This window comes from Myceligenerans xiligouense (assembly GCF_003814695.1).
Taxonomy (GTDB): domain Bacteria; phylum Actinomycetota; class Actinomycetes; order Actinomycetales; family Cellulomonadaceae; genus Myceligenerans; species Myceligenerans xiligouense.
The window spans coordinates 1,849,716-1,871,822 of record NZ_RKQZ01000001.1 but is presented as its reverse complement, the minus strand read 5'-3'; the positions used below and the strand labels follow the sequence as shown (position 1 = coordinate 1,871,822).

Below are 22,107 nucleotides of genomic sequence, written 5' to 3'. Positions count from 1 at the left end.
GAACCCGTTCTGGCTGGTCCTGGCTGGTCAGAGTCCCGGACGGATCGCCGGGGCTCCCGTACCCGTCGCTGGGCGTACCTCAGCACGGCAATCTCTGTCGCATTCGTGCCAGGATCCCCCTCCCAGTCAACGCTGCCGGACATCGCTCCCGGACATCTTCGACGCGTGAATGCTGTCCGGGTCCTTCGGCTGGTGGTTCGCGGGCGGCGCGGCGGTCGTCGTCGGCCCAGCCGCCTATGCTCGCGGGGTGTTCGCGTTCGAGATGCAGAGCTGGCGGAGGGTTCGGATGCGGCTTGGGTCCTGGCACTTTCGAACGTGGCGTTCGTACTGGATGCGGCTGCCGAGGGGTTACCGATCGCCCGAGACGATCTACGAGGTCGTCCTGCTCGCCGAGGACGACAACGTGGTCGCGCAGATGGGCGCGTTCTTCGATCTGCGGACCGCTGAGGCGTGCCTGGCCCGATACGAGCCGGAGGTCCGGGAGCAGATGGCGATCAACTACGTCGGTGTCCACTCCCGGCTCGAGGACTGGAAGTTCGACCTGTAGCGCCCCAGGAATCCGCGACCCGGATCGGGACGGTGCGTCGATGGGCGCTGGACGGACCGGGAAGTTCGCAGGTCCGCGTCGATGCCAGCGCTCAGTGCGCCGCGTTCCACCCAGCAGGAGGGCAGGTCGCCGTCGCCAGCTCGGCCGGTGCCGTCCTGCTGCACGTTGCCGATCCGGAAGGAAGTACTGCATGACTGAGACCAGCGGCCCGACGACGGTCGCGCAGGATCCGGCGCCCATCCTGTCGAACGTGCCCGGTTCGTTCGCGGAGGGTGTCATGCTACGGCGGCATCCCGACATCATTGCCACCGTCCGGCGTCTTGTTCCGTACCCACGTGCTGTGCAGGACGCGCTCGATCACCTGCTGTCCACGCTCGACGGCGCGATCCCCGAACTGCCCGCGAGCGCCGTCGACGCCGCGTTCTGGCGCGAGTCCGCTGCAGGATATGTCGGCCGGCGGTGGGTGGACGTGCCGTTCCTGTGGGCCGAGTCGTACTTCTACCGGCTGCTGCTCGAAGCCACCGGATACTTCGGCGAAGGGCCGTGGCGCGGTGTGGACCCGTTCGCCCCGCAGAAGCTGGCCGAACTCGACTCACCAGACCTCGACCGGGACCTGTCCGAGCTCGACGGCCTGGTCACTGCCCCGCCGGCCGAAGGGCTCGCAGCGGCCTTGGCCGCGTCGTTGTGGGGCAACCGGGCGGATCTCGGGTTCCGTCTCTCGGACCCGTCCTCGACCGGCCGTGACCGGGTCGACGACCTGATCGCCGACGACTCGGCAGCCCTGTGGCAGCTCGTGGAGGCCTCGGCCGGACCCGTGCATCTGGTCGCCGACAACGCCGGCCGGGAACTGACCGCGGACCTCGTCCTGATCGACCGCCTCCTGGAGACCGGGCGCACGGCGAAGGCCGTGCTGCACCTCAAGCCGCACCCGTACTACGTCTCGGACGCGACCACGACCGACCTTCTCGCAGTACTGCGACGCCTGGCCGCAGCGCCGGGCGCTGCCGCGGGGATCGCGGACCGGCTCCAGCAAGCGATCGCTGCCGACCGGCTCCAGGTGCGCGCCCACGGCTTCTGGTGCACGCCCGGGACCTTTCACCAGCTCCCGCGGGACCTGGTCGACGAGCTCTCGGCCGCCGTGGTGGTGATCGTCAAGGGCGACCTGAACTACCGCCGCCTCGTCGGCGATGCCCACTGGAACCCGACCACACCGTTCGCCGACGCCACCGGCTACTTCCCGGCTCCCGTCGCGGCCCTGCGCACCCTCAAGTCGGACGTCGCTGTCGGGGCCACACCCGACCGGCTTGAACACCTGAACGCCACAGTGCCTGGCTGGCGCACCGACGGCACCCACGCCGTCGTACACGTCCGAACTTGAGCCCGGCCCCTCGTCGCTCGAAGCCCGTCCTCCCCGCCAGGAGGCGGGCTTCGTCGTTCTCGGGGTCGCCGAGCGTCGCACGGGTTCGACGCGTGTTCGACGCCGGTGCATCCAGCGGTCGTTTCCCGTCCCGCCATCCCGCCAGAGGCTTGTCACCAGGCACGTGACCGACGTCTCGGTGCGGCCTACACTCCCGGGAGGAGGCCCGGATGACGGAGGGGGCTGCTGCACGGATAGGGGACACCTGACTTGGAACACGGTCGAGGCATGGATGCCAGCGGCCAGCCGACTCTTGACGAGATCGAGGACCGCTTCGTTGAGGTTGTCGCGGGTCGGCTGTCCCGGGACGAGGCTGACCGCTGGGCGGCGAGGTGGGTGTTGGAGGACGGGGTCGTCTGGGACGACCTGTCCTGGTGGGCGCTGGAGCGCCTCTATGGAATCGATCTCCCGGCGGACGAGAGCGGCCGCTACCTGCACAACGACGAACAAGTTCGGGCATGGCTCGCTGAGCTGCGCACAATGCGCGGCGAGGCTCGACGCCAGCAGTGGATATGACACGTGACCCGCCGGATACCGTAGGACCGTGACGAAAGTGCTGATCGTGGACGACGACGCCTATGTCCGGAACTCGCTTCGGACGATCCTCGGCTCGCAGGGCATCGATGTCGTCGGGGAGGCCGACGACGGCGACCAGGTTCCCGAGAAGATCGCTCGCCACCGGCCCGATGTCGTGCTCATCGACCTTCAGATGGCACGGGTCGGCGGCGAGGAGGCGATCCGCCGAAACGCCGACCGGCCCGAAGCGCCGCGGTTCGTCGCCCTGACCAATTTCGGCTCCGAGGACGCCGTCATGCGGGTCCTGCGGGCCGGCGCCGCAGGTTTCCTGTCCAAGGACGACGACCCGATGACGCTCGCGGCCCACCTGAACGCCGTCGCCGAGGGCGGGGCCGCACTCAGCTCCGGCGCGGCCTCCGCGGTCATCAGGCGTTCCGCGCCGACCCGGCACACCAAGGTCACGACGGCCAGGACGCAACTCGCCCAGCTCACCGACCGCGAGCGCGAGGTCGCCGCGCTCGTCGCCGGTCACACCAACGACCAGATCGGGCGCCGCCTGAACATGTCCCCGAACACGGTGAAGGCCCACGTCAAGAACGCGACGACAAAGCTCGACCTCGTCAGCCGGGCCGAACTCGCCGTGGTCGTCGCACTCGCGAGCATCGACGCATAGTCGCGCCGCTCGGCCATGAACCGGACACGAGTCAGCAGGCACAGATCCCGTTCACTCTGCGCTTCCCCGATTCGCGCATCGCCCGAACCGGTCACCCAGGTTCACCCGTTCGGGCGAGTCGCGCGGCCCTATTCATGAGTACGATCGATCCGACGAGTCAGCGACCGCACCAGCGGTGACGCAGATTCCCACCCCATGAACCGACCCCGAGAGGGAGCACGTGCCGTCTGCCACGGAGACCACCCGCGTACCAGGCGTCGACGAACCGCGAGGCTTCGGCGCCGCCCCGGGCGCCACCGTCGTGGTACGCGACGAGGAATGGCTGGTCACCCGGGTCGAGCCGACACGTGACGGCCACAACGTCTCCGTGATCGGGCTGTCGGACCTCGTCCGGGACACGAGCGCGACATTCAGCACGGCGCTGGACGACGTCGTCGTCTCCGATCCTCGCGCCACCGACGTCGTCGCCGACGACAGCCCGCGCTACCGCAAGTCCCGCCTCTGGCTGGAGGCGATGCTCCGCAAGACACCCATCCCGATCGCAGACCCCGCGCTGACGACGGCCCACCGAGCCCTCGCGGATCCGCTCCCCTACCAGCTCCAGGCCGTCCGCCAGGCCCTCGATCCCGACAACTTGCGGCCCCGCATCCTGCTCGCGGACGCCGTCGGCCTCGGCAAGACCCTGGAGATCGGCATGATCCTCTCCGAGTTGGTCCGCCGCGGCCGCGGCGAGCGGATCCTGGTGGTCACCCCGAAGCACGTGCTCGAACAGATGCAGTTCGAGCTGTGGACGCGGTTCGCGCTGCCCTTCGTCCGCCTGGACTCGACCGGGATCCAGCGCATCCGCCAGAAACTCCCGGCGAACCGCAACCCGTTCACGTACTTCCGCCGTGTCATCATCTCGATCGACACCCTCAAGTCGAACAAGTACGTCAACCACCTGCGCAACCACGAGTGGGACGCCGTCGTCATCGACGAGAGTCACAACGTGACGAACGCGGGGACGCAGAACGCCCGCCTCGCGAGCCTGCTGGCCGAGCGGACCAGCGCCCTGGTCCTCGCCAGCGCGACCCCGCACAACGGCGACCCGCGCTCGTTCGCCGCGCTCGTGCGCATGCTCGAACCGTCGGCGGTCCGCCCGGACGGCAGCCTCGACGAGGACCAGGTGCGGCGGCTCATCATCCGCCGTCACCGCCACAGCCCGGACGTCGCGAACGCCGTCGGGTCCGACTGGGCCGAGCGCAAGGAACCGCGCAACCTCTCCGTCCCGGCCGCGCCGGTCGAGGAGGAGATCGCCCGGGAGCTGGAGGACACGTGGCTCTGGCCGGTGAACGGCCGCAGCCCGTACTCCGGAAAGGGTGGCGCGAGCCTCTTCCCGTGGACGCTCGCCAAGGCGTTCCTCTCCTCCCCCCAGGCGCTCCTGGAATCCGTGAACGCGCGCCTCACATCGCTGGCCAAGGGGCGCGAGATCGCCGCAGGCGATCAGGACAGCCTCATGTCGCAGGAGGTGTCCGACGACGGCGCGGAGCCGGCCGACGCTTCCGGTGTCCTCGTGCCCGACGCCGGCCAGGCCACCGCCGCCGAGGAACGCCAGGCGCTGGAACACCTCAAGGCCCTCGCCGCACGGGCCCTGGCGGAACCGTCCGCGAAGTACGACAAGCTCCTGGCAGAGCTGCGGGCCATCGGCGTCGGCCGGAATTCCGAGACCCGCGCGGTGGTCTTCGCCGAGCGCGTCGCGACGCTGGGCTGGCTCCAGGCGAGGCTCGCCAAGGATCTGGGACTGAAAGTCGAGAAGTCGGAGATCTCGCAGGTCGAGGTGCTGCACGGTGGCCTGTCCGACGTCGACCAGCAGGAGATCGTCGAGTCGTTCAAGCTGGCGTCCTCCCCCATCAGGGTTCTCGTGACCGGCGACGTCGCCTCCGAGGGCGTGAACCTCCACTCGCACTGCCATCACCTCTTCCACTACGACATCCCGTGGTCCCTGATCCGGATCGAGCAGCGCAACGGCCGCATCGACCGCTACGGCCAGAAGCACAGCCCTCAGATCACCACCCTGCTCCTGGAGCCGCGGACCACCCGGCGGTTCGGCGGCGACCTCCGCGTCCTGACCGCGCTCGTGCGGCGCGAGCACGAGGCGCACACCGCGCTCGGCGACACCGCCTCCCTCATGGGCGAGTACTCCGTGCCCGCCGAGGAGAAGAAGATCGCGCAGGTGCTGCGCGGCGCCAAGGAGGTCGACGATGTCGTCGCCCCTGTCGAGTCAGTGGTCGCCGCCGACGGGCCGGCGGGGCTGCTCGCACGGCTCATGAACATGGGGAGCGCTGACGAGCCGACATCGTCGGGCGACGGCACGACGTCGCCCGACGCCACGACGACCGACGTGACGACCGGTGGACGGACCGGCGTCTACGACGACGACCTGGTCTTCCTCGACGACGCACTCACCCAGGTCTACGAGACGCCGGGGCTGGAGCCCGCCAACGGGGTCGCCTGGAAGCAGTTCCCCGGCACGCAGATCGCGAGTCTGAAGCCGCCGAAGGATCTGCGGCAGCGGCTCGAGGTGCTGCCGCAGTCCTACCTGGCCGCGCGGCGGGTGAACGAGACGCTCCGGCTGGCGGCGTCCCCGGCGCGCGGGCGCACGGAACTGGCCAACGCCCGGACCACGGAGTCGACGTCCACGTGGCCGGAGGCGCATTACCTCGCGCCGCTGCACCCGGTGCTCGAATGGGCCGGGGATCGCGCGCTCGCAGCGCTCGGCCGGAACCAGGTGTTCGCGGTGCGGGGCGACGTCGACTCGGTGACGGTGCTGGTGCAGGCGACGCTCACGAACACGCGCGGGCAGGTCGTCGCGGCGTCGTTCCTGACGTCGGAGCACCCGAACCCGGAGAACCCGGGGTTCGGGCTGCTGACGGTGCACGAGTCGGTGTCCGATGCCGTCGCGTCCCTCACCCTCTCGGCCACGAACACCGGCGCGATTGCCGGCGCCCGGGCGCTCGGGGGCTTCGTGCGGGCTGCCGTCGACCTGGCCGAGGCCCAGGTCGAGTCGCACGTCGACGCCGTGCGCGACGAGGCGACGGACCGTGTCAAGGCCTGGACGGCACGGACGCGGGCGTGGCGGATGGACGCATCGGCGCTGTTCAGTCGCACGGTGGGCGCCGCTCGCGGCGATCTCACCAAGCGGCAGGAGGGCGTGGACGCCGAGACGCGTCTGGCGGCCGAGATGGCACCGGACAAGACACTGCTGCGACCGCTGCTGGTGGTGGTGCCGCAGGAACTGGATGTGGAAGGCCTGGGCACGGAAGACGTGGACACGGAGAACGACGGAAGGGGTGAGCGCTGATGGCCGCGAGCGACGCGATCGTCGTCGGTGAGGAGTGGATCAGCGAGCACTACTTCACCACGGACGGCAAGCAGTCCTTCCAGTTCAAGGTCAACGAACGGCGCAAGGCCTGGGACGCCGCCGCCAAGGAGAAGGACCACGCCGGGACGTCCCGCTCCCGCTGGCTCGCGGCTCGCGGCGACCTGCTGAAGGCGTTCGCCGGGTTCGGCGAGCACGGCGGCCGCTTCGACGCACTCCCGGACCTGTACCGGCGGCTGCGAGAGGTCCTCGGTTACCGCACGGCCGCGCTGCAGTCCAAGAAGGACGGTCCCGTCGAGTGGATCCACGCGACGGGGCTGGAGGCGACGGCGCCCCTGGTGATCGTCGAGGCGGTCGCGGTGAAGGACGTGGAGTCGCTGCTGGCCAAGGGCGATCCGGAGAAGCCCCGCCCCGCGGACCGGACGCTGCTGGAGCCGTACGACGCCGACGAGAAGACGCAGATCCACTCCGTCGCCCGGCTGCTCTCGCATCTGTTCGTCCAGGACTCCCCGCCGGAGTTCGCACTGGTCCTGGCGGGCGGCTGGGCCCTGCTCGCGGAGAAGTCACGCTGGCCGGAGGGCCGCTACCTCGCCGTCGACCTGCAGGTGATCGCCGAGCGCGCCGACGACAAGCGCGGCGGCGAGACCGACCGCGCCCTCGTGTGCCTGGACGCGGAGTCCCTGGCGCCGGACGCGCAGGGCTCGCTGTGGTGGCCGGAGGTTCTCAAGGAGTCCGTCAACCACACGGTGGGGGTCTCGCAGGACCTCCGCGAGGGTGTGCGCCTGTCGGTCGAGATCATCGCCAACGAGGTGGTCCGGCGCCGAGCCGCGGCAGGGCTGAAACCGCTCGCGAAGGAAGAGGCGCAGCCGCTGGCGAAGCAGTCGCTGCGGTTCCTCTACCGGATCCTGTTCCTGCTGTACGCGGAGGCGTCCCCGGAACTGGGCGTGCTGCCCATCGGCGATCCCGTGTACGAGCAGGGGTACAGCCTCGACCGCCTGCGTGAGCTGGTGCTGGTGGACCTGGCGGACCAGCGGGCCGCCGAGGGCACGCACCTGTACCGCTCGCTGGCGATCCTGTTCCGGCTGGTCGACAAAGGACACGACGGCGCTGCCGACGCGGGCGACTCCGGAGACCTCGCGCAGGCCGACGGAGAGGCAGGCTTCGACGGACGCGCCGGGCTGACGTTCAACGAGCTGCGCGCCGACCTCTTCGCGGCGCCGGCCACCGCGCACATCGACGCGGTGGGCCTCGGCAACGCCGCGCTCCAGCAGGTGCTGCAGCATCTGCTGCTGAGCAAGGAGTCCAAGGGCAAGGACCGCGGGTTCATCTCGTACGCGGAACTCGGGATCAACCAGCTCGGCGCGGTGTACGAGGGCCTGATGTCGTACACCGGCTTCTTCGCCGAGGAGGACCTGTCCGAGGTCGCCAAGGGCGGCGACGCCATCAAGGGCTCCTGGGTGGTTCCGGTGGGGCGGTCGCACGGGATCTCGCCCGAAGACCTGGTGCGCAAGCCCGATCCGGTCACGGGTGAGAACAAGCCCGTGGTGCACGAGCGCGGCACCTTCGTGTTCCGGCTGGCGGGCCGTGAGCGGCAGCAGTCGGCGTCGTACTACACGCCGGAGGTCCTGACCCGCTTCACGGTGGGCCAGGCACTTGAGGAACTGCTCGACCAGGACGGGACGACGACGTCGGCCCGCGACATCCTGGATCTCACCGTCTGCGAGCCGGCACTCGGCTCGGGCGCGTTCGCCATCGAGGCGGTGCGGCAGCTCGCCGCCGAGTACCTGAAGCGGCGCCAGGCCGAGGTCGAGGCCGCGGGCGGTTCCCGGATCGATCCGGACGCCTACCCGGCGGAGCTCCAGAAGGTCAAGGCGTACATCGCCCTGCACAACGTGTACGGGGTGGACCTCAACGCGACCGCCGTCGAGCTGGCGGAGATCTCGCTGTGGCTCGACACCATGGGCAAGGGCCTGGCCGCGCCGTGGTTCGGCCTGCACCTACGCCGGGGCAACTCGCTGATCGGGGCGCGGCGTGCGGTGTTCCGGCCGGATCAGTTGAAAAAGAAGGCATGGTTGTCCGACGACGCCGTCCCGGCCGACCGTCCTCTGCTGGACCCGGCGACAGGCGAGCCTGCCCCGGTCGCGGACGGGATCCACCACTTCCTGCTGCCGGCCAAGGGCTGGGGCTCGGCTGTGGATGCCAAGGAGGCGAAGGAACTCGCGCCCGAGGCTCTGGCCGCGCTGAAGGACTGGCGCAAGACGGTGCTGGTCACGCCGTCGAAGAAGCAGGCGGACGCACTGGCGGGCCTCGCGCAGCGGGTCGAGATCCTGTGGGACTTCACGGTGCAGCGGCTGCGCAAGGCCGAGTCGTTCGTCCGGCGGTCGATCGACGTGTGGGAGGCGGAGGATCTGCCCGCCGACGACGCCGTCTCGCGCGAAGAAGTCGAGGCGTACCTGAAAGACACCGAGACCGCGTACCGCCGGCTCCGGCTCGCGATGGACGCGTGGTGCGCGATGTGGTTCTGGCCGCTGACCGGAGTCGACGAGGACGTGACGCCGCCGAACATCGACGAGTGGATCGCCGGGCTGACCGCACTACTGGGGACGCACGTCGGGACGGAGTCTTCCGGCCGGGGCCGGAAGATGCAGGGCGGGAACCAGACCCTGCTGGACACCGACACCTGGGACAAGCTGGGCCTCGCCGAGGACACGGAGATCAAGACCTACGGCGCGGTCTCGATCCCCCGCCTGCTCGACGCCCACCCCTGGTTCAGGGTGGTCCAGCAGGTCGCCAAGCGCCAGGGCTTCTTCCACTGGGAGCTCGACTTCGCGTCGGTCTTCTCGTCGCGCGGCGGTTTCGACCTGCAGGTGGGGAACCCGCCGTGGGTGCGGCCACGCTCGGACGTCGCCGCCCTCCTCGCCGAGGCAGATCCGTGGTGGCAGCTCAAGGCCAAGTCCACCCAGGCGGAGGACAAGGAACACCGCGAGTACGCCTTGTCGTTCCCGGGGATGCGCGAGCTGGTCATCGAGGGCACGGCCGACGTCGCGGTGACGGCCGCGTTTCTCGGCACTGCTGCCCAGTACCCGCACCTCAAGGGCCTCCAGCCAGACCTGTACCGCTGCTTCATGGAACAGACCTGGCGACACATGTCACCGGCAGGTTTGGTGGGCGGCGGCGGGACCGTGGGGTTGATCCACTTGGAGAGCCACTTCACGGACGAGAAGGCCGGGGTGCTGCGGGCGGAGACCTATCGGAGACTGCGGCGGCACTGGCAGTTCATCAATGAGCTCGGTCTTTTCGAGATTCAGGACCAAAAACGGTACGGCATCAACGTCTATGGCATCGATTCCGAACCTGACTTCATGCAGGCTGCCTCGCTCTATCATCCTGACACGGTCGATCGAACCCTTGCTCTCAAAGAAAATATGGGCGACGAGCCGGGGATCAAGGACGAGAACGGTCGATGGGATGTCCGACCTCATCGTGGCCGGATCGTACATGTCACGAACGAAACCCTCCAGGTCTGGCACGAGATCCTCGAATCCGACGATGTTGCGATCGGCCAGTCCCGGATGGTTTATGCGGTCAACCGCGCCACGGTGGCGGTGTTGGACAAGTTGTCGCGTGCGCGGCGGATAGGGGAACTCGGGCTGCAATTCTCGCGTGGCTGGGATGAAAGCATCGACCGCAAGAAGGGGAGGTTTGAGTCGGAGTGGGGTCCGGCCGATTCGTGGAATGACGTGATCCTCCAGGGCCCTCATCTTTGGAATGGCACGCCGGGCTACAAATCCCCCAACGCGACGATGTTGCACCAGCAGGACTGGTCCGCCGTTGACCTGGAGACTCTGCCCGCCGATGCGGTCCCGACTACGTCCTACAAGCCGCGCGGTGACCGTGCTGGCTATGACGCGGCGTACACACACTGGACCCGCACAATCCCGGCTGATTTCGATGTGACAGAAGGCTCATTAACGGTTCCTGGCGTTACCGCAGGTCAAGGCGATAGAGCGCCGGGCGTGGATCCACGGTGGATCCGGGAGTCGGAGCCCGTCGTGGGCGACGACGGGCGGGAGATGGTCAAGCAGGCCGTCTCGGCGCGAGGGTTCTACCGGGTGGCGTGGCGACGGATGGCCGCGAACACCGGAGAACGGACACTGATCCCGGCGATCGTTCCGCCGGGGGCCGCGCACGTACACCCTGTTCACACCTTCGCAATACCCCAGAGCATCTCGCAGACCTTGCCTCTCGCGTTGGCATTCGTCGGCTCGTTGCTCGCTGACTTCTCGGTCCGTGCGGTCCCGAAGTCGGAGATCCTGTTCAGCACGATCGAGCGGATGCCCTTCGGCATCGACCAGTGGTTTCGCCGCCCACTCCTGCTGCGGGTGCTCCGTTTGAACTGTGTGACCTCGGCATACGCAGAACTGTGGGAGGCCTGCTGGGCGGAGGAGTTCCTGGCGGATTCGTGGGCGTCGTCGGACCATATCCTCGGCGAACCGGGCGTCGTCGTCGGCTCCGAGCGGACGCCGCTGGCCGCCGTCCGACCCGAATGGACCGAGGACACACCCCTACGCAACGCGGCAGACCGCCGCCGCGCCCTGCTGGAGATCGACGCCCTGGTCGCCCTGTCACTCGGGATCACGGCAGACGAGCTGTGCACGATCTACCGCACCCAGTTCCCCGTCCTGTACGGCTACGACCGCAAGGACTACCTCTACGACACGGCAGGACGCCTCGTCCCCACGAGTGTCCAGCAGATCTGGCGCAAGAAGGGCCATAACGACGGCACCTTCACGGACGAGGACCTGACCGCGTTCCACCCTGGCTCCGGGATCGAATACACCTACCAGCTCCCGTTCCACCACCTCAACCGCGAAGCCGACCTCCGGGCCGCCTACACGGAGTTCGAACGACGCCTCGAGTGATGTCAGCGGTCCTTGTCAAGTTGTCTTCTGCTCAGGATTGCTTCCGCCTGCGTGATCGTCGCGTGCGGTGTCCACTGGAACTCGCCCGATTCCGAGCGCTCCAGGAGGACCGCCATGACCGCGTTCACCGCAGGTCCGCAGCACGTAGTCGACGGCGTCGACTACGTTGAGGACGTGAGCTTCTTCAACACCGCTGGGCCGTGCGATCCGGCCAAGCACTACATGGTGCCGGCGGCTGAGCGCCTGTCGGACGTCTCAGCTCTGATCGAGCGTGAGCTCTACCTGGTGGTACACGCGCCGCGGCAGACGGGCAAGACGACGACGATCCGCGCGCTGGCGAAGGAGCTCACGGCGAGCGGGAAGTACGCGGCGCTGGCGTTCTCATGCCAGGCGGCCGGGGCGGCGCAGGACGACTACGTCGCAGCACAGGACGCAATTCTTGGCGCGATCCGACAGCGGGCACTGATCGATCTGCCCGAGGAACTGCGACCACCCGAGTGGCCGGAGTCTGCCGCGTTGATGAAGATCAACGCGGGGCTGTCCGCATGGGCGGAAGTGTGCCCGAGGCCGATCGTGCTGTTCATGGATGAGATCGACTCCGTGATCGGCACGAGCCTGATCAGCGTGCTCCGGCAGATCCGGGACGGTTACGAGATCCGGCCCGAGGCGTTCCCGTCCTCCATTGTGTTGTGCGGGCTCCGGGATGTACGCGACTACAAGGCTGCCTCGGGCGGCGACCCGACGCGGTTGAGCTCGGCCAGTCCGTTCAACATCAAGGCCGAGTCCCTGAGATTGGGCAACTTCACCCGCGACGACATCGCGGAACTCTACGGGCAGCACACCCTGGACACCGGCCAGGAGTTCACTCCACAAGCGCTGGACGCTGTGTATGAAGCCACCGGCGGTCAGCCGTGGCTGGTCAACGCGCTGGCCGACGAGATGACGGCGTCCTTCAAGATGGCTGTGCCTCTATCGGAACCGGTCACAGCCGAGCATGTCGCGGTGGCGCGGGAGCGCCTGATCCGTGCACGAGCGACGCATCTGGACTCCCTCGTGGACAAGCTGCGTGAACCACGGGTCAAGCGGATTATTCAGCCGCTCATCGCCGGCGGGTTCACCGCTGCGGGCGGAGAGTACAACGACGATCTGTCCTACGTGACGGATCTCGGACTCGTCGCCCGAGACAAGCCGGTACGGGTGGCGAACTCGATCTACCGCGAAGTCATCGTCCGGGTCCTGGCAGCATGGACGGAAGACAACATCGAGACCGACCCGCGTACCTTCGTGCGCGACGACGGCACGCTGGACATCGACCTGCTGCTGTCCGAATTCACGGAGTTCTGGCGCGAGAACGGCGAGGTCCTCACCGAAGGCGCCTCGTACAAGGAAGTCGCCGCCCAGCTCGTACTCATGGGCTACCTGCACCGCGCCATCAACGGTCACGGCTTCATCGACCGCGAGTACGGTGTCGGACGACGTCGCATCGATCTGCTCATTCGCTGGCCCTGGATCTCATCCGACGGGACACGGCATGTGCAGAAGCAGGTCCTCGAACTGAAGGTGTGGCGCAGCCGCAGCGGCGATCCGCTTGAGCAGGGCTTGGCGCAGATCGACGGCTACCTCGACCGGACGGCCCAGGACTCCGGCGTCCTGGTGATCTTCGACCAGCGCAAGAACGCCCCCGACATCCACGAACGCATCAGTCGTACCACCGAGACCACACCGACCGGGAAGCAGGTGACACTACTGCGGCTGTGACCTACACGAGTCGTCGTTGGAATTCGGTGTAGGCGGTGCGGAGGTCGGCTTCGCGGTCGAGGTGGACGAAGGGGAGGTCGTACCGGTAGTCGATGCCGGAGCCGGCGTGGGTGGCGGTCAGGTCTTCGGGAGTGAAGGTTCCCTCGTTGCCGCCCTTCTTGCGCCAGACCTGCTGGACCGAGGTGGGCACGAGTCTGCCGTTGGCGTCGTAGAGGTATTCCTTACGGTCGTAGCCGTACAGGACCGGGAACTGGGTGCGGTAGATCGTGCACAGCTCGTCTGCCGTGATCCCGAGTGACAGGGCGACCAGGGCGTCGATCTCCAGCAGGGCGCGACGACGGTCTGCCGCCTTGCGTAGGAGTGTGTCCCGGGTCCATTCGGGTCCGACGGCGGCCAGCGGCGTCCGCTCGGAGTCGACGACGGCGCCCGGCTCGCCGAGGATATGGTCCAACGACGCCCACGAGTCCGTCAGGAACTCCTCAGCCCAGCAGGACTGCCACAGTTCCGCGTACGCCGAGGTCACACAGTTCAAGCGTAGAGATCGTAAGAGCAGATCATCGCGCAGTTCAGGTTTCCGGGCGATAGGCAGACGATTCAGTGTTGCACCACGAATGTCTCCCTTCGGAACGGCTCGGATCGCGAAGTCCAGAACGAGCGAAGCCGCAACGGCAGCAACGAGCGGCACCGCAGATGGGTGAGATTGAGGCGCAGAACCGCTCGAAACTCCGTCGACATGCACCGCCCCCGGCGGAATGATCGCCGGGATGAGTGTCCGTTCCCCGGTGTTGGCGGCCATCCGTCGCCACGCCACCCTGTAGAACCCTCGCGCCGAGACGGTCTGCTTGACCATCTCCCGCCCGTCGTCGCCCACGACGGGCTCTGACTCCCGGATCCACCGCGGATCCACGCCCGGTGCTCCACCGCCGTGAACTGCGGTGACGCCGGGAACCGCTAATGAGCCTTATGATATAAGATACTTAAAAAGTACAATAAGTCCTTCTCTCCGGACCATCAATGCCCCTTGGCCTGCTCGCACTCCTCGATGACGGCGGCCAGGATCGCGCCAAGGTGGTTGACCACCACGCCGTTCTCAGCCGCTGCTCATGGCTCGAGCTCCGCATCGGACGAGACCAGGTTCCGGCACCAGCATCGGTAGCCAGCGACGACCATCGCCTGGGCATGCTCAGGTGCGGGCTTGAGATGCTCGGTCAACAGGGCCGCGTCGTCGTCGGACCTCCGCAGCAGCCTTCTGACAACTCCCATGACCCCGACGCTTCGGTAGGGTGCCGACATGGTCCACGACGCACTCGCCGGCCAACTGATGCGCGTGCTTGACCATGTCTCGGACTGGTACACCAAGGCCGGCGAGCTCTCGCTCGCTGGTCTGGTCATGAACGCGTAGGGCGCGATTCGTCATGGAGTTCGTACTGAATGGCCGGCCGTACTCGCTTGACCCTGCGACGATCAGGTACCGCGTCTCGCGTGTCGAGCCAGACCCGATCCGGACGCACTGGGTCGACATCGACGGACGGCGCTTCCCGCCGAAGCAAGCCTTTCGGGCGGCCACGGGCCTGTACGACGAGCCCTTCGTCACCCACTTCGCGATCCGCATCTTCCAACGCCTCGGCTTCTCCACAAGCCCGATCCCAGGCGCTCAGAAGGTCGCTCCGCGGGTGTCTGGGCTACCTGACGTCGTCGCTACCGAGGGCCTGAGCGATGAGAGCGCTGTCGAGGCATTCCGCCGGCTCGATGGCTTCATGTCGGCCAACGCCCTCACTTCCACCCTGACCGGCCTCGAGGCCAGTCTTGTCGGCGCCGGCAGAGATGAGAGCTCGCGCGTTGCCATCGAGTCCGGTTTCGACGAGGACCTGGTCGACGCGGCGCTCGTGGTCCGTGAGCGGGTCGGCATGCTCGACACACTCATTCACGCAGCCGTCATCACGCAGACGCTGCCGCTGGTGCTCGAGAAAGGCGAGCAAGTGTTCAAGCGCCCCTCGCTCGGCGCGGGCAACGACCCGGACCGCGTCTTCGACCTCGAGACGAACCTGCGGGTCGCGGAGTTCAAGCTCTCAAGCTGGAAGGGCTCCGACGGGATGCGCCAGCGCGGGCTCTTCGCGGACGTGGTGGGCCTGTCGCTGGACGATTCCGGGCGGCGTCGACAAGTCTTCGTCGTCGGGCAGTTGCCGGTGCGGTTCCTGACCCAGAGCAAGCGCAACGCCGCCAAGACGCTGTCCAAAGCCTCATTGCGGCTCCGCACGCCTGCCGGCATGGCGGACGAGATGACCGTTGCTGAATTCACCAGACAGGCGGGAGTTGAGGTCATCGACCTCACTACGCTGCTGCCCGGTCTCCGGTAGGCCTGCTTCCAAGAGACTCGCGCCGAACAGTGGAGCAAGGCAGCCTGAGTTCTCTCAACATGAACCGATCCTGCCAGCCGGCAGGCGTTCTCTACCGCTTCATCGTGCTGAACTTCCGGATCCCGTCGATCACCTGCGGAACCGACGGCGCATAGGCTCCCCACGCCTCCTCGATGTCTTCGACCTTGACCTTGCCGGTGGAGACGGCCTCGCAGAATCGCATCCACGCCTCGCCCGTCGCGAAGGTCAGTCCACCGGCCACGGCAGCGTTGACGAACATCCCCGCACCCGGAATCAACTTGAGGAGGCTGCGCGCCAGCGCCTTACCCGCGAACTGTACGGCGAGCTGCGTGATGAGCTGCCCACTACCGAGGACCTTCAGGTCCATCCCGTAGTAGGCGCAGATCTTGCCCATCATCGCGAGTTGGATGCCGGACAGGGCGACGGCGTCGGCGACGGGGATCGGCACGAAGGCCACACCGCCTGCGGCCGTCGCAGCTGCGGAGATCACTCGGCGGCACATCTCGCGCTTCAGATCCGGCACGATCTTCTGTGCGACCTTGATCGCGTCGTCCCACTCCGCCGGGCTCAGCTCCCGCGTGACCTCAAGGAGCTGCTCGAGTCCGTGCATCGGGCCCCCGAACCGTCCCTGATCGACGGCAGCGGTCGCGACGACGGCGTCGATCGGCAGATCGATCGGTGTGCCGTCGGCAGACCTGGGATCCTCGAACCAATCGAGCATCGCCCGAGCGTCGTCGGAGATCGCCCAGTCCCGCGTCAGTCCTGATCCGACGCTGACCTTCATGCCGGTGCGAGCACGCGCCACCTTCGTCAGCACGACGACGACGGGCAGTCCCTGCGCCTTGAACTCGGCAAGCACATCGATCTCGGCGGGCTGCAATCGCGCCGACGACGACGCCACGCAGTACCAGACCGCGGCGATCCGCTGCCCCGGCGGGCCGGCGGCGATCATCGCGAGATTCTCGCGCACGATGTCGGCCGGCCGCATGCTGGTGCCGACCTCGAATCCCTCGAAGTCCCAGATGCCCAGGGTGCCGTCGGAGTTCTTGTGATAGTTGATTCCGCGCGTGACCGGCAGCCCCACGCCGGTACGCGCGTGATCCGATCCGAAGACCGCGTTGATCAGCGACGACTTGCCCACGCCGGTCCCGCCCACGACAGCCAGGTTGAACCGCCCGATCCGGGACCGCTCTGCTTCCGCGGCCTTCAGCACGTCCTCGGGATCGACACCTTCGTGCTCTTCGGCGTTGGTGTTCACAGCGACGCACACTACCGGCCTGAGCAGGCCCGACGCCCCTACCCGAATGGGTGAATCGCCCTACCCTGACGGCTGCGTACACTCCTCACGCCAGTTCCTCCCACTGTTCTCCCAGCGCCTTGTCCAGCGCCTCGCGGATGCGCTGTTCCTCTCCGTGCCCGGTCGTCTCCAGGCGGAGCAGCGGGATTCCGATACGACCGAAGATCGCGTCCTTCCGCCTGTCCCTCGTCGTCTGGCGCGAATCCCCGCGATGAAACTGCCAGCCGTCCACCTCGATCGCGAGCACCGGCCGGTTGGTCACGCGGTTGTGCACGAGGAAGTCGACGCTTGCCCCGTTGTCGACATATTCCTTCTGCCGGGGCGTCAGGACGGAAGGCTCCGGGACCAGGTTCCGTACGAACATCTGAGCCGACAGCCCGAGGTTCGAGTATTCCTCGGCGCCGAGGACGTCGTCGAGCACGGTCCACGCGATGGCCTCCGCCGGTGACTCCCCGCGCGGCACCACGCGCTTCGCGAGCGGGCGGAGCCGCTGCGAGAAGTCGCGGTACAGCAGATCGAACACGCCCACCAGGTCGCTCTCGCGGATGTTGCCCGGGTCCTGGTACCTGATGTACCCGATCAGGTCGTGGATGTGCCGCGTCCTGGGCAGCATCGAGTGGTGCGTCACCAGGACGAACTCCTCCTTGGCCCGCGAGACCGCGACGTTCACCAGGTGCGGCTGGTCCACGAACTGCACGCGGAGGTTCCCCTGCTTGGTGTCGTCGATGACGGTGGTGAAGCTGACCGCCGCACGCTCACGCCCCTGGAACTTGTGGACGGTGTCGGCGGCGATGTACGGGCGCAGGTTCGTCGCGGCCTCGTCCGCGTGCAGCCGGAACGGTGACACCAGCGCGCAGTCCTCGGGCCGACGATGCGCCAGCCACCCGGGCAGCACCTCCTGCGACATCTGATCCAGTTCCCGCTGGCTGTACGCGCCCTTGCCCTTCACCGAGCGCATGTGCCCGCCCGGCGCGGTGAGCTCGACGCGCATCGGCCGCGCGACACGGGGATTGTCCTGCGTGAACGGGATCAGCTCGTCCCGGTAGAACTTCTTGTTGCAGTACCCGATGATCATCGGGTCGCAGCGGTAGTGCTCCTGGAGGGTCACCTCGGGCAGGTCGTCACCGTACCGCGCGATCACAGCGGACAGGAGGTTGTGCCGAAGGTAGTCGGTGTCCGACGACGGCGCCCGGAGCCCTTCCGCATACGCCTTCTTCGCGATGTGCTGCAGTTGTCGCGAGTCTCCGACGACGACGATCCGGCGGGCGAGAGCCATCGCCACGGCGGCGGTCACCAGATCCACCTGGGATGCCTCGTCGACGATCAGGTAGTCGAGGAGCTCGCCGTCGGGGAGGCCGGCCCGGAGCGAGTGACAGGTGCTGAGCACGACGGGGAACTCCTGAAGGAGCTCACGTGTGAGACGCGGATACGAGGGCAGCGCGGTGGATTCCGGCAACTCCCGCGCGGCGATCTCGGCACCGAACAACGCCTGCGACATCCCGACGAGGCGTCCGCGAAGGTCCTTGTACTTCGCCGATTCGAGCCTCCGGTCGATCTGCTCCACCCGCCGTCGCAGCTCCGCGATCCTGCGCTCGTAGTACGCCTCCTGCAGCCGCAGGACCACCTCGGTGTCCTCGGGGTCCAGAGAACGGATGATCCCGTACCGCAGGTACTGCCGGAGCCACCGGCGGATGCGCTGGGCACGCGTCGTGGTGAGCGGTCCGAGGGCGTTGTCGACGAGCAGCGCGAGGATCCGCCTCGACGAGCGCCACAGCAGCGGGAAGTCGTCCAGTGGCGGGATCTCGTGCCGGTCCAGGTGCTCGCGGAAGTGGCTCTGCTCGAGTTCGTAGGCAGCGCGCTCGCCGGACTTCTGCGCACGTTCGCGATCGAGCTCCTGCAACTTGACCAGGCGTTTGTCGAGGTTCTTGAGCTTGGTGTCCGTGGCCGCACCGTCGTCGTCGGTACGCGCGGAATGCTCGAGCCGGTGCACCGTCCGCGCGGTGCGGAGATCCGGGACCGCCGTGAAGAACGCCTCCCGCTTCGCCTTCGGGCCGAGCCCGGCGACGACGAAGTCGTACCCGGCGTCGTGCAGCTTCTCGCCGACGTTCTTGACGGCCTCGTTGTTGAGGGAGACGACGCCCACGGTCGCGCCGGGATCCAGCACGATGTTCGCGATGATGTTGAGGATGGTCTGGGTCTTGCCGGTACCCGGTGGCCCCTGGATCACCGAGACGTCGTGCTCCAGAGCGTTGCGTACCGCGGCACGCTGGCTCAGGTTGATCCCGAACGGGTACAGGACGGCCCGCTCGACCTCGGTCCGGCCGATCGGGCGACGGTGCAGGAAATGCGCCAGCGCCGATTCCCGGTCGACGATCCGCATCGCCTCGTAGTGCCCCACGAGCGACGTCGGCCCTTCCGGCTGGCGGCCGGCGATGCGGCGCCAGTAGTCCAGGATCGGCCTGCCCTCGGCGTCGTCGGCCCCGTCCACCACGATCCGCCGGACATCGGCCTCGCGAATCGTTCGCATGCCGTCACCGCTCGCGTGGAAGACGCGGATCCACGCCCCGGAGTCGTCGACCGCGTCGAAGCGCAGGACCTGTGCGGCGACGACGGCCGCCATGTCACCGTTCTTCGCGCGGTAGGTCACCCGTGCACAGCGGCCCTCGGGCATCAGGCTCCGGGGTTTCTGCAGCACCCGGACACGCTGCGGCCGATACTTCCGACGGCGCGGCTCACCACTGGTGTGCTCCAGCCAGGCGTATCGATCGTCGAACCAGAAAGCCACGACACGCGCCGTCGCGTCGTCGAACGGCGCGCCGTCCCGGGCATCACGGATGAGAACGAGGTACCGGTGGGGGTCCAAAGCCGACGTCATATGCCGAAGTTAGCTGGATGCCGGAATTCATGGACATCACCCGATCGGGTGCAGCGGGCGCCCTGTCCGGTCACTCCACCGAAGCGCATTTCACCCGGTCAGGCGTGTCGCACCGCCACTCTGCGCAAATAGGCTTCAGCGCAGGGCGATCCCACCCGTGGGTTCGGCCGTCGCCGCCGTCGCACAGGAAGAGACCATGGGATTCGAGACACCGGAACCGGTCCTGAGAGACCTCGTCACGAACGCAGGCACTGGGAAAATACAGCTACCGGACTTCCAGCGGTCGTACCGCTGGGACGACGATCGGATCCGCGAGCTTCTCGTGACCGTCGTGAGAGGGCATCCCATGGGTGTCCTCATGCTGCTCGTCACCGGAAGCGACCACGTGCACTTCCAGCCTCGGCCGCTGGAGCGAGTCGCCTCTGACGCGGTCGAGGACAAGCGCGACCTCGCCGAGCCCGAGGAACTGCTGCTCGACGGTCAGCAGCGAATGACTTCTCTCTACCAGGCGCTGACCGGGAGTGGTGTCGTCGAAACGATCGACGTGCGCAAGAAGCACATCGCCCGTCGCTACTTCCTGGATGTCGCACTGGCTCTCGGCAGCCCGGCCGACCAGGACGCCGCGGTCCGCTCCCTTCCCGCTGACGGCATTCTGCGCACCAACTTCGACCGCGACGTCGAACTCGACGTGTCCTCCACCGAGAAGCAGGTGGCGGCCGGTCTGATGCCCTTCACGTCGATCTTCAACGGCGAGTACACGGACTGGCTCTGGGATTACGGGGATCTTCACCCGGACAACCGTTCGCGCGGACGCGAGATCAACGCTCTGATGAGCGCGATGCTGGCGTACAAGATCCCGGCGATCAGACTCGACAAGGAGACCACGAAGGAGGCCGTGGCCACGGTCTTCAACAAGGTGAACCAGGGCGGGCTCCGCCTCGACAACTTCGAACTCCTCACCGCGATCTTCGCCGGTGACCGGTCGTACTTCGACACTCATGGCGAGGACTTCCGGCTGCGGGACGACTGGGCCCTCACGAAGAAGATCCTGGAGGCGCACCCGGTTCTCAGCGAGATCAAGGAGACCGACTTCCTCCAGATGGTCCTCCTGCTCGCATCGCTCGACCGACAGCGGGCCGACCTCTCAGACCCATCGCGCAGGGATCGCCCACGACCGGTCACGGGCCGCGGTGACGACGTCCTGGACATGACCCTGGAGGAGTATCTCCGCTGGGCACCGCAGGTCCGCGGGGCACTGCCCTGGACGGCGCACTTCTACACCTCGTCCCACATCCACACGAAGCAGTTCCTCCCGTACCGCACGCAGTCCGTCCCGCTGACGGTTTTCCGCGTGCTGCTCGGTGAGGAGGCCGACCTGCACTCCGTCAAGGAACGTCTTCGGCGCTGGTACTGGTGCGGCGTCCTGGGCGAGCTGTACGGGTCGACCACGGAGACCCGGTTCGCGCGCGACACCGAGCAGGTACCCGGCTGGGCTCACGCCGCCAAGACCGGCGCCGAGGCCGCTACGCCACGAACCGTCCAGGACGCACGGTTCTCCGAGTCGCGGCTCTGGTCCCTGCAGAGCCGCAACTCCGCCGCCTACAAGGGCATCTATGCCCTCATGCTCGCGCAAGGTCCGCACGACTGGCGCCACGACCTGCTGCTCGACAACGCCGCCTACTTCGACCTCCAGGTCGACATCCACCACATCTTCCCCAAGAAGTACTGCGAGGAAAACAACCTCGACAGGGAGCGCTGGAACTCGGTGGTGAACAAGACGCCGCTGGCGAAGAAGACGAACATCTGGCTGGGCGGCCGCTCCCCCGAGATCTACACGGCACGTCTGGAAAGGGACCAGAAGTTCGCCCCCGGCCAGCTGGACGATCTGTTCCGGACGCACCTCGTCGATCCTGTCGCCCTGCGCGCGGCAGACTTCGACGCGTTCTTCACCGCACGCCAGGAGGCGCTGGTGGCGATCGTCGAAAAGGCGATGGGCAAGCCGGTCTTTCGCGACCTGGCTGCCGGCGAGCCCACGGAGCTTCCTGCAAGCTACGACCCGGACGAGGCCGACGACTTCGACACCGACGACGACGTCCCCGAGCTGCCGGACGAATGGCACGACCTCAGCGATATCGCGAGCGGCGAGGAGCGGATCGCACTTGCCCAGCTGGCCAGGTCCGGCGCCCCGCGGCCCGCCGTGGGATTCGAGGCTGACGGCATCCCGGTCGGCATCGGGTGGCCCGACCGCCAGATCGCCACCGACGTCGGACTCCTGCCGGAGTACCGGGAGGAACTCACCGGCGAGGGCTGGAAGATCTTCCCCCTGGGCGATGACCTGGAGACAGCCCTCCGACGACGGTGACGGA

Annotated in this window: 12 protein-coding genes; 9 read left to right on the top strand and 3 right to left on the bottom strand. The window is 67.6% G+C overall.

Going from position 1 to position 22,107, the window contains the following annotated elements; all coding sequences use genetic code 11:
- The first annotated feature begins 169 nt into the window (after positions 1-169).
- From EDD34_RS07985 to EDD34_RS07955, 7 genes are all read left to right on the top strand, one after another.
- Positions 170-547: a hypothetical protein gene (locus tag EDD34_RS07985; protein WP_123814101.1), complete on the top strand. Its 378-nt coding sequence runs from the start codon at positions 170-172 to the stop codon at positions 545-547.
- Between the two features lie 190 nt (positions 548-737).
- The gene (locus tag EDD34_RS07980; RefSeq protein ID WP_123814100.1) at positions 738-1,925 is read left to right on the top strand and encodes a damage-control phosphatase ARMT1 family protein; all 1,188 of its coding nucleotides are present in this window, start codon (positions 738-740) and stop codon (positions 1,923-1,925) included.
- Positions 1,926-2,192: 267 nt separating this feature from the next.
- Complete coding sequence (locus tag EDD34_RS07975) at positions 2,193-2,480, top strand: hypothetical protein (RefSeq protein ID WP_123814099.1); 288 nt, start codon at positions 2,193-2,195, stop codon at positions 2,478-2,480.
- Between the two features lie 28 nt (positions 2,481-2,508).
- On the top strand, positions 2,509-3,153 hold the full coding sequence (locus EDD34_RS07970; protein WP_123814098.1) for a response regulator: 645 nt from the start codon (positions 2,509-2,511) through the stop codon (positions 3,151-3,153).
- A 220-nt stretch (positions 3,154-3,373) separates the two neighbouring features.
- A complete protein-coding gene (locus EDD34_RS07965; RefSeq protein ID WP_123814097.1) occupies positions 3,374-6,493 on the top strand; it encodes a helicase-related protein in 3,120 nt (1,039 codons plus the stop codon).
- Positions 6,493-11,433, top strand: coding sequence for a class I SAM-dependent DNA methyltransferase (locus EDD34_RS07960; protein WP_123814096.1), 4,941 nt, complete (start codon positions 6,493-6,495; stop codon positions 11,431-11,433). Before EDD34_RS07965 ends, EDD34_RS07960 begins: the two co-directional genes overlap by 1 nt.
- Before the next feature lie 114 nt (positions 11,434-11,547).
- Positions 11,548-13,191 carry an AAA family ATPase gene (locus tag EDD34_RS07955; RefSeq protein WP_123814095.1) on the top strand — a complete coding sequence of 548 codons (1,644 nt, stop codon included), beginning with the start codon at positions 11,548-11,550 and terminating at the stop codon, positions 13,189-13,191.
- A 1-nt stretch (position 13,192) separates the two neighbouring features.
- Here the strand turns inward: EDD34_RS07955 and EDD34_RS07950 are convergent, their stop codons facing one another.
- Positions 13,193-13,714 carry a hypothetical protein gene (locus tag EDD34_RS07950; protein WP_123814094.1) on the bottom strand — a complete coding sequence of 174 codons (522 nt, stop codon included), beginning with the start codon at positions 13,712-13,714 and terminating at the stop codon, positions 13,193-13,195.
- A gap of 892 nt (positions 13,715-14,606) precedes the next feature.
- Between EDD34_RS07950 and EDD34_RS07945 the strand changes: the two genes are divergently transcribed.
- Positions 14,607-15,548 (top strand): hypothetical protein, encoded by a 942-nt coding sequence (locus EDD34_RS07945; protein ID WP_123814093.1) that lies wholly within the window; start codon positions 14,607-14,609, stop codon positions 15,546-15,548.
- A 91-nt stretch (positions 15,549-15,639) separates the two neighbouring features.
- Here EDD34_RS07945 and EDD34_RS07940 read toward each other — a convergent pair whose 3' ends face one another.
- Positions 15,640-16,827, bottom strand: coding sequence for a DUF697 domain-containing protein (locus tag EDD34_RS07940; RefSeq protein WP_123814092.1), 1,188 nt, complete (start codon positions 16,825-16,827; stop codon positions 15,640-15,642).
- Positions 16,828-16,912: 85 nt separating this feature from the next.
- Complete coding sequence (locus EDD34_RS07935; RefSeq protein WP_123814091.1) at positions 16,913-19,741, bottom strand: AAA domain-containing protein; 2,829 nt, start codon at positions 19,739-19,741, stop codon at positions 16,913-16,915.
- A gap of 196 nt (positions 19,742-19,937) precedes the next feature.
- Between EDD34_RS07935 and EDD34_RS07930 the strand changes: the two genes are divergently transcribed.
- On the top strand, positions 19,938-22,103 hold the full coding sequence (locus tag EDD34_RS07930; RefSeq protein ID WP_123814090.1) for a DUF262 domain-containing protein: 2,166 nt from the start codon (positions 19,938-19,940) through the stop codon (positions 22,101-22,103).
- Positions 22,104-22,107 lie beyond the last annotated feature (4 nt).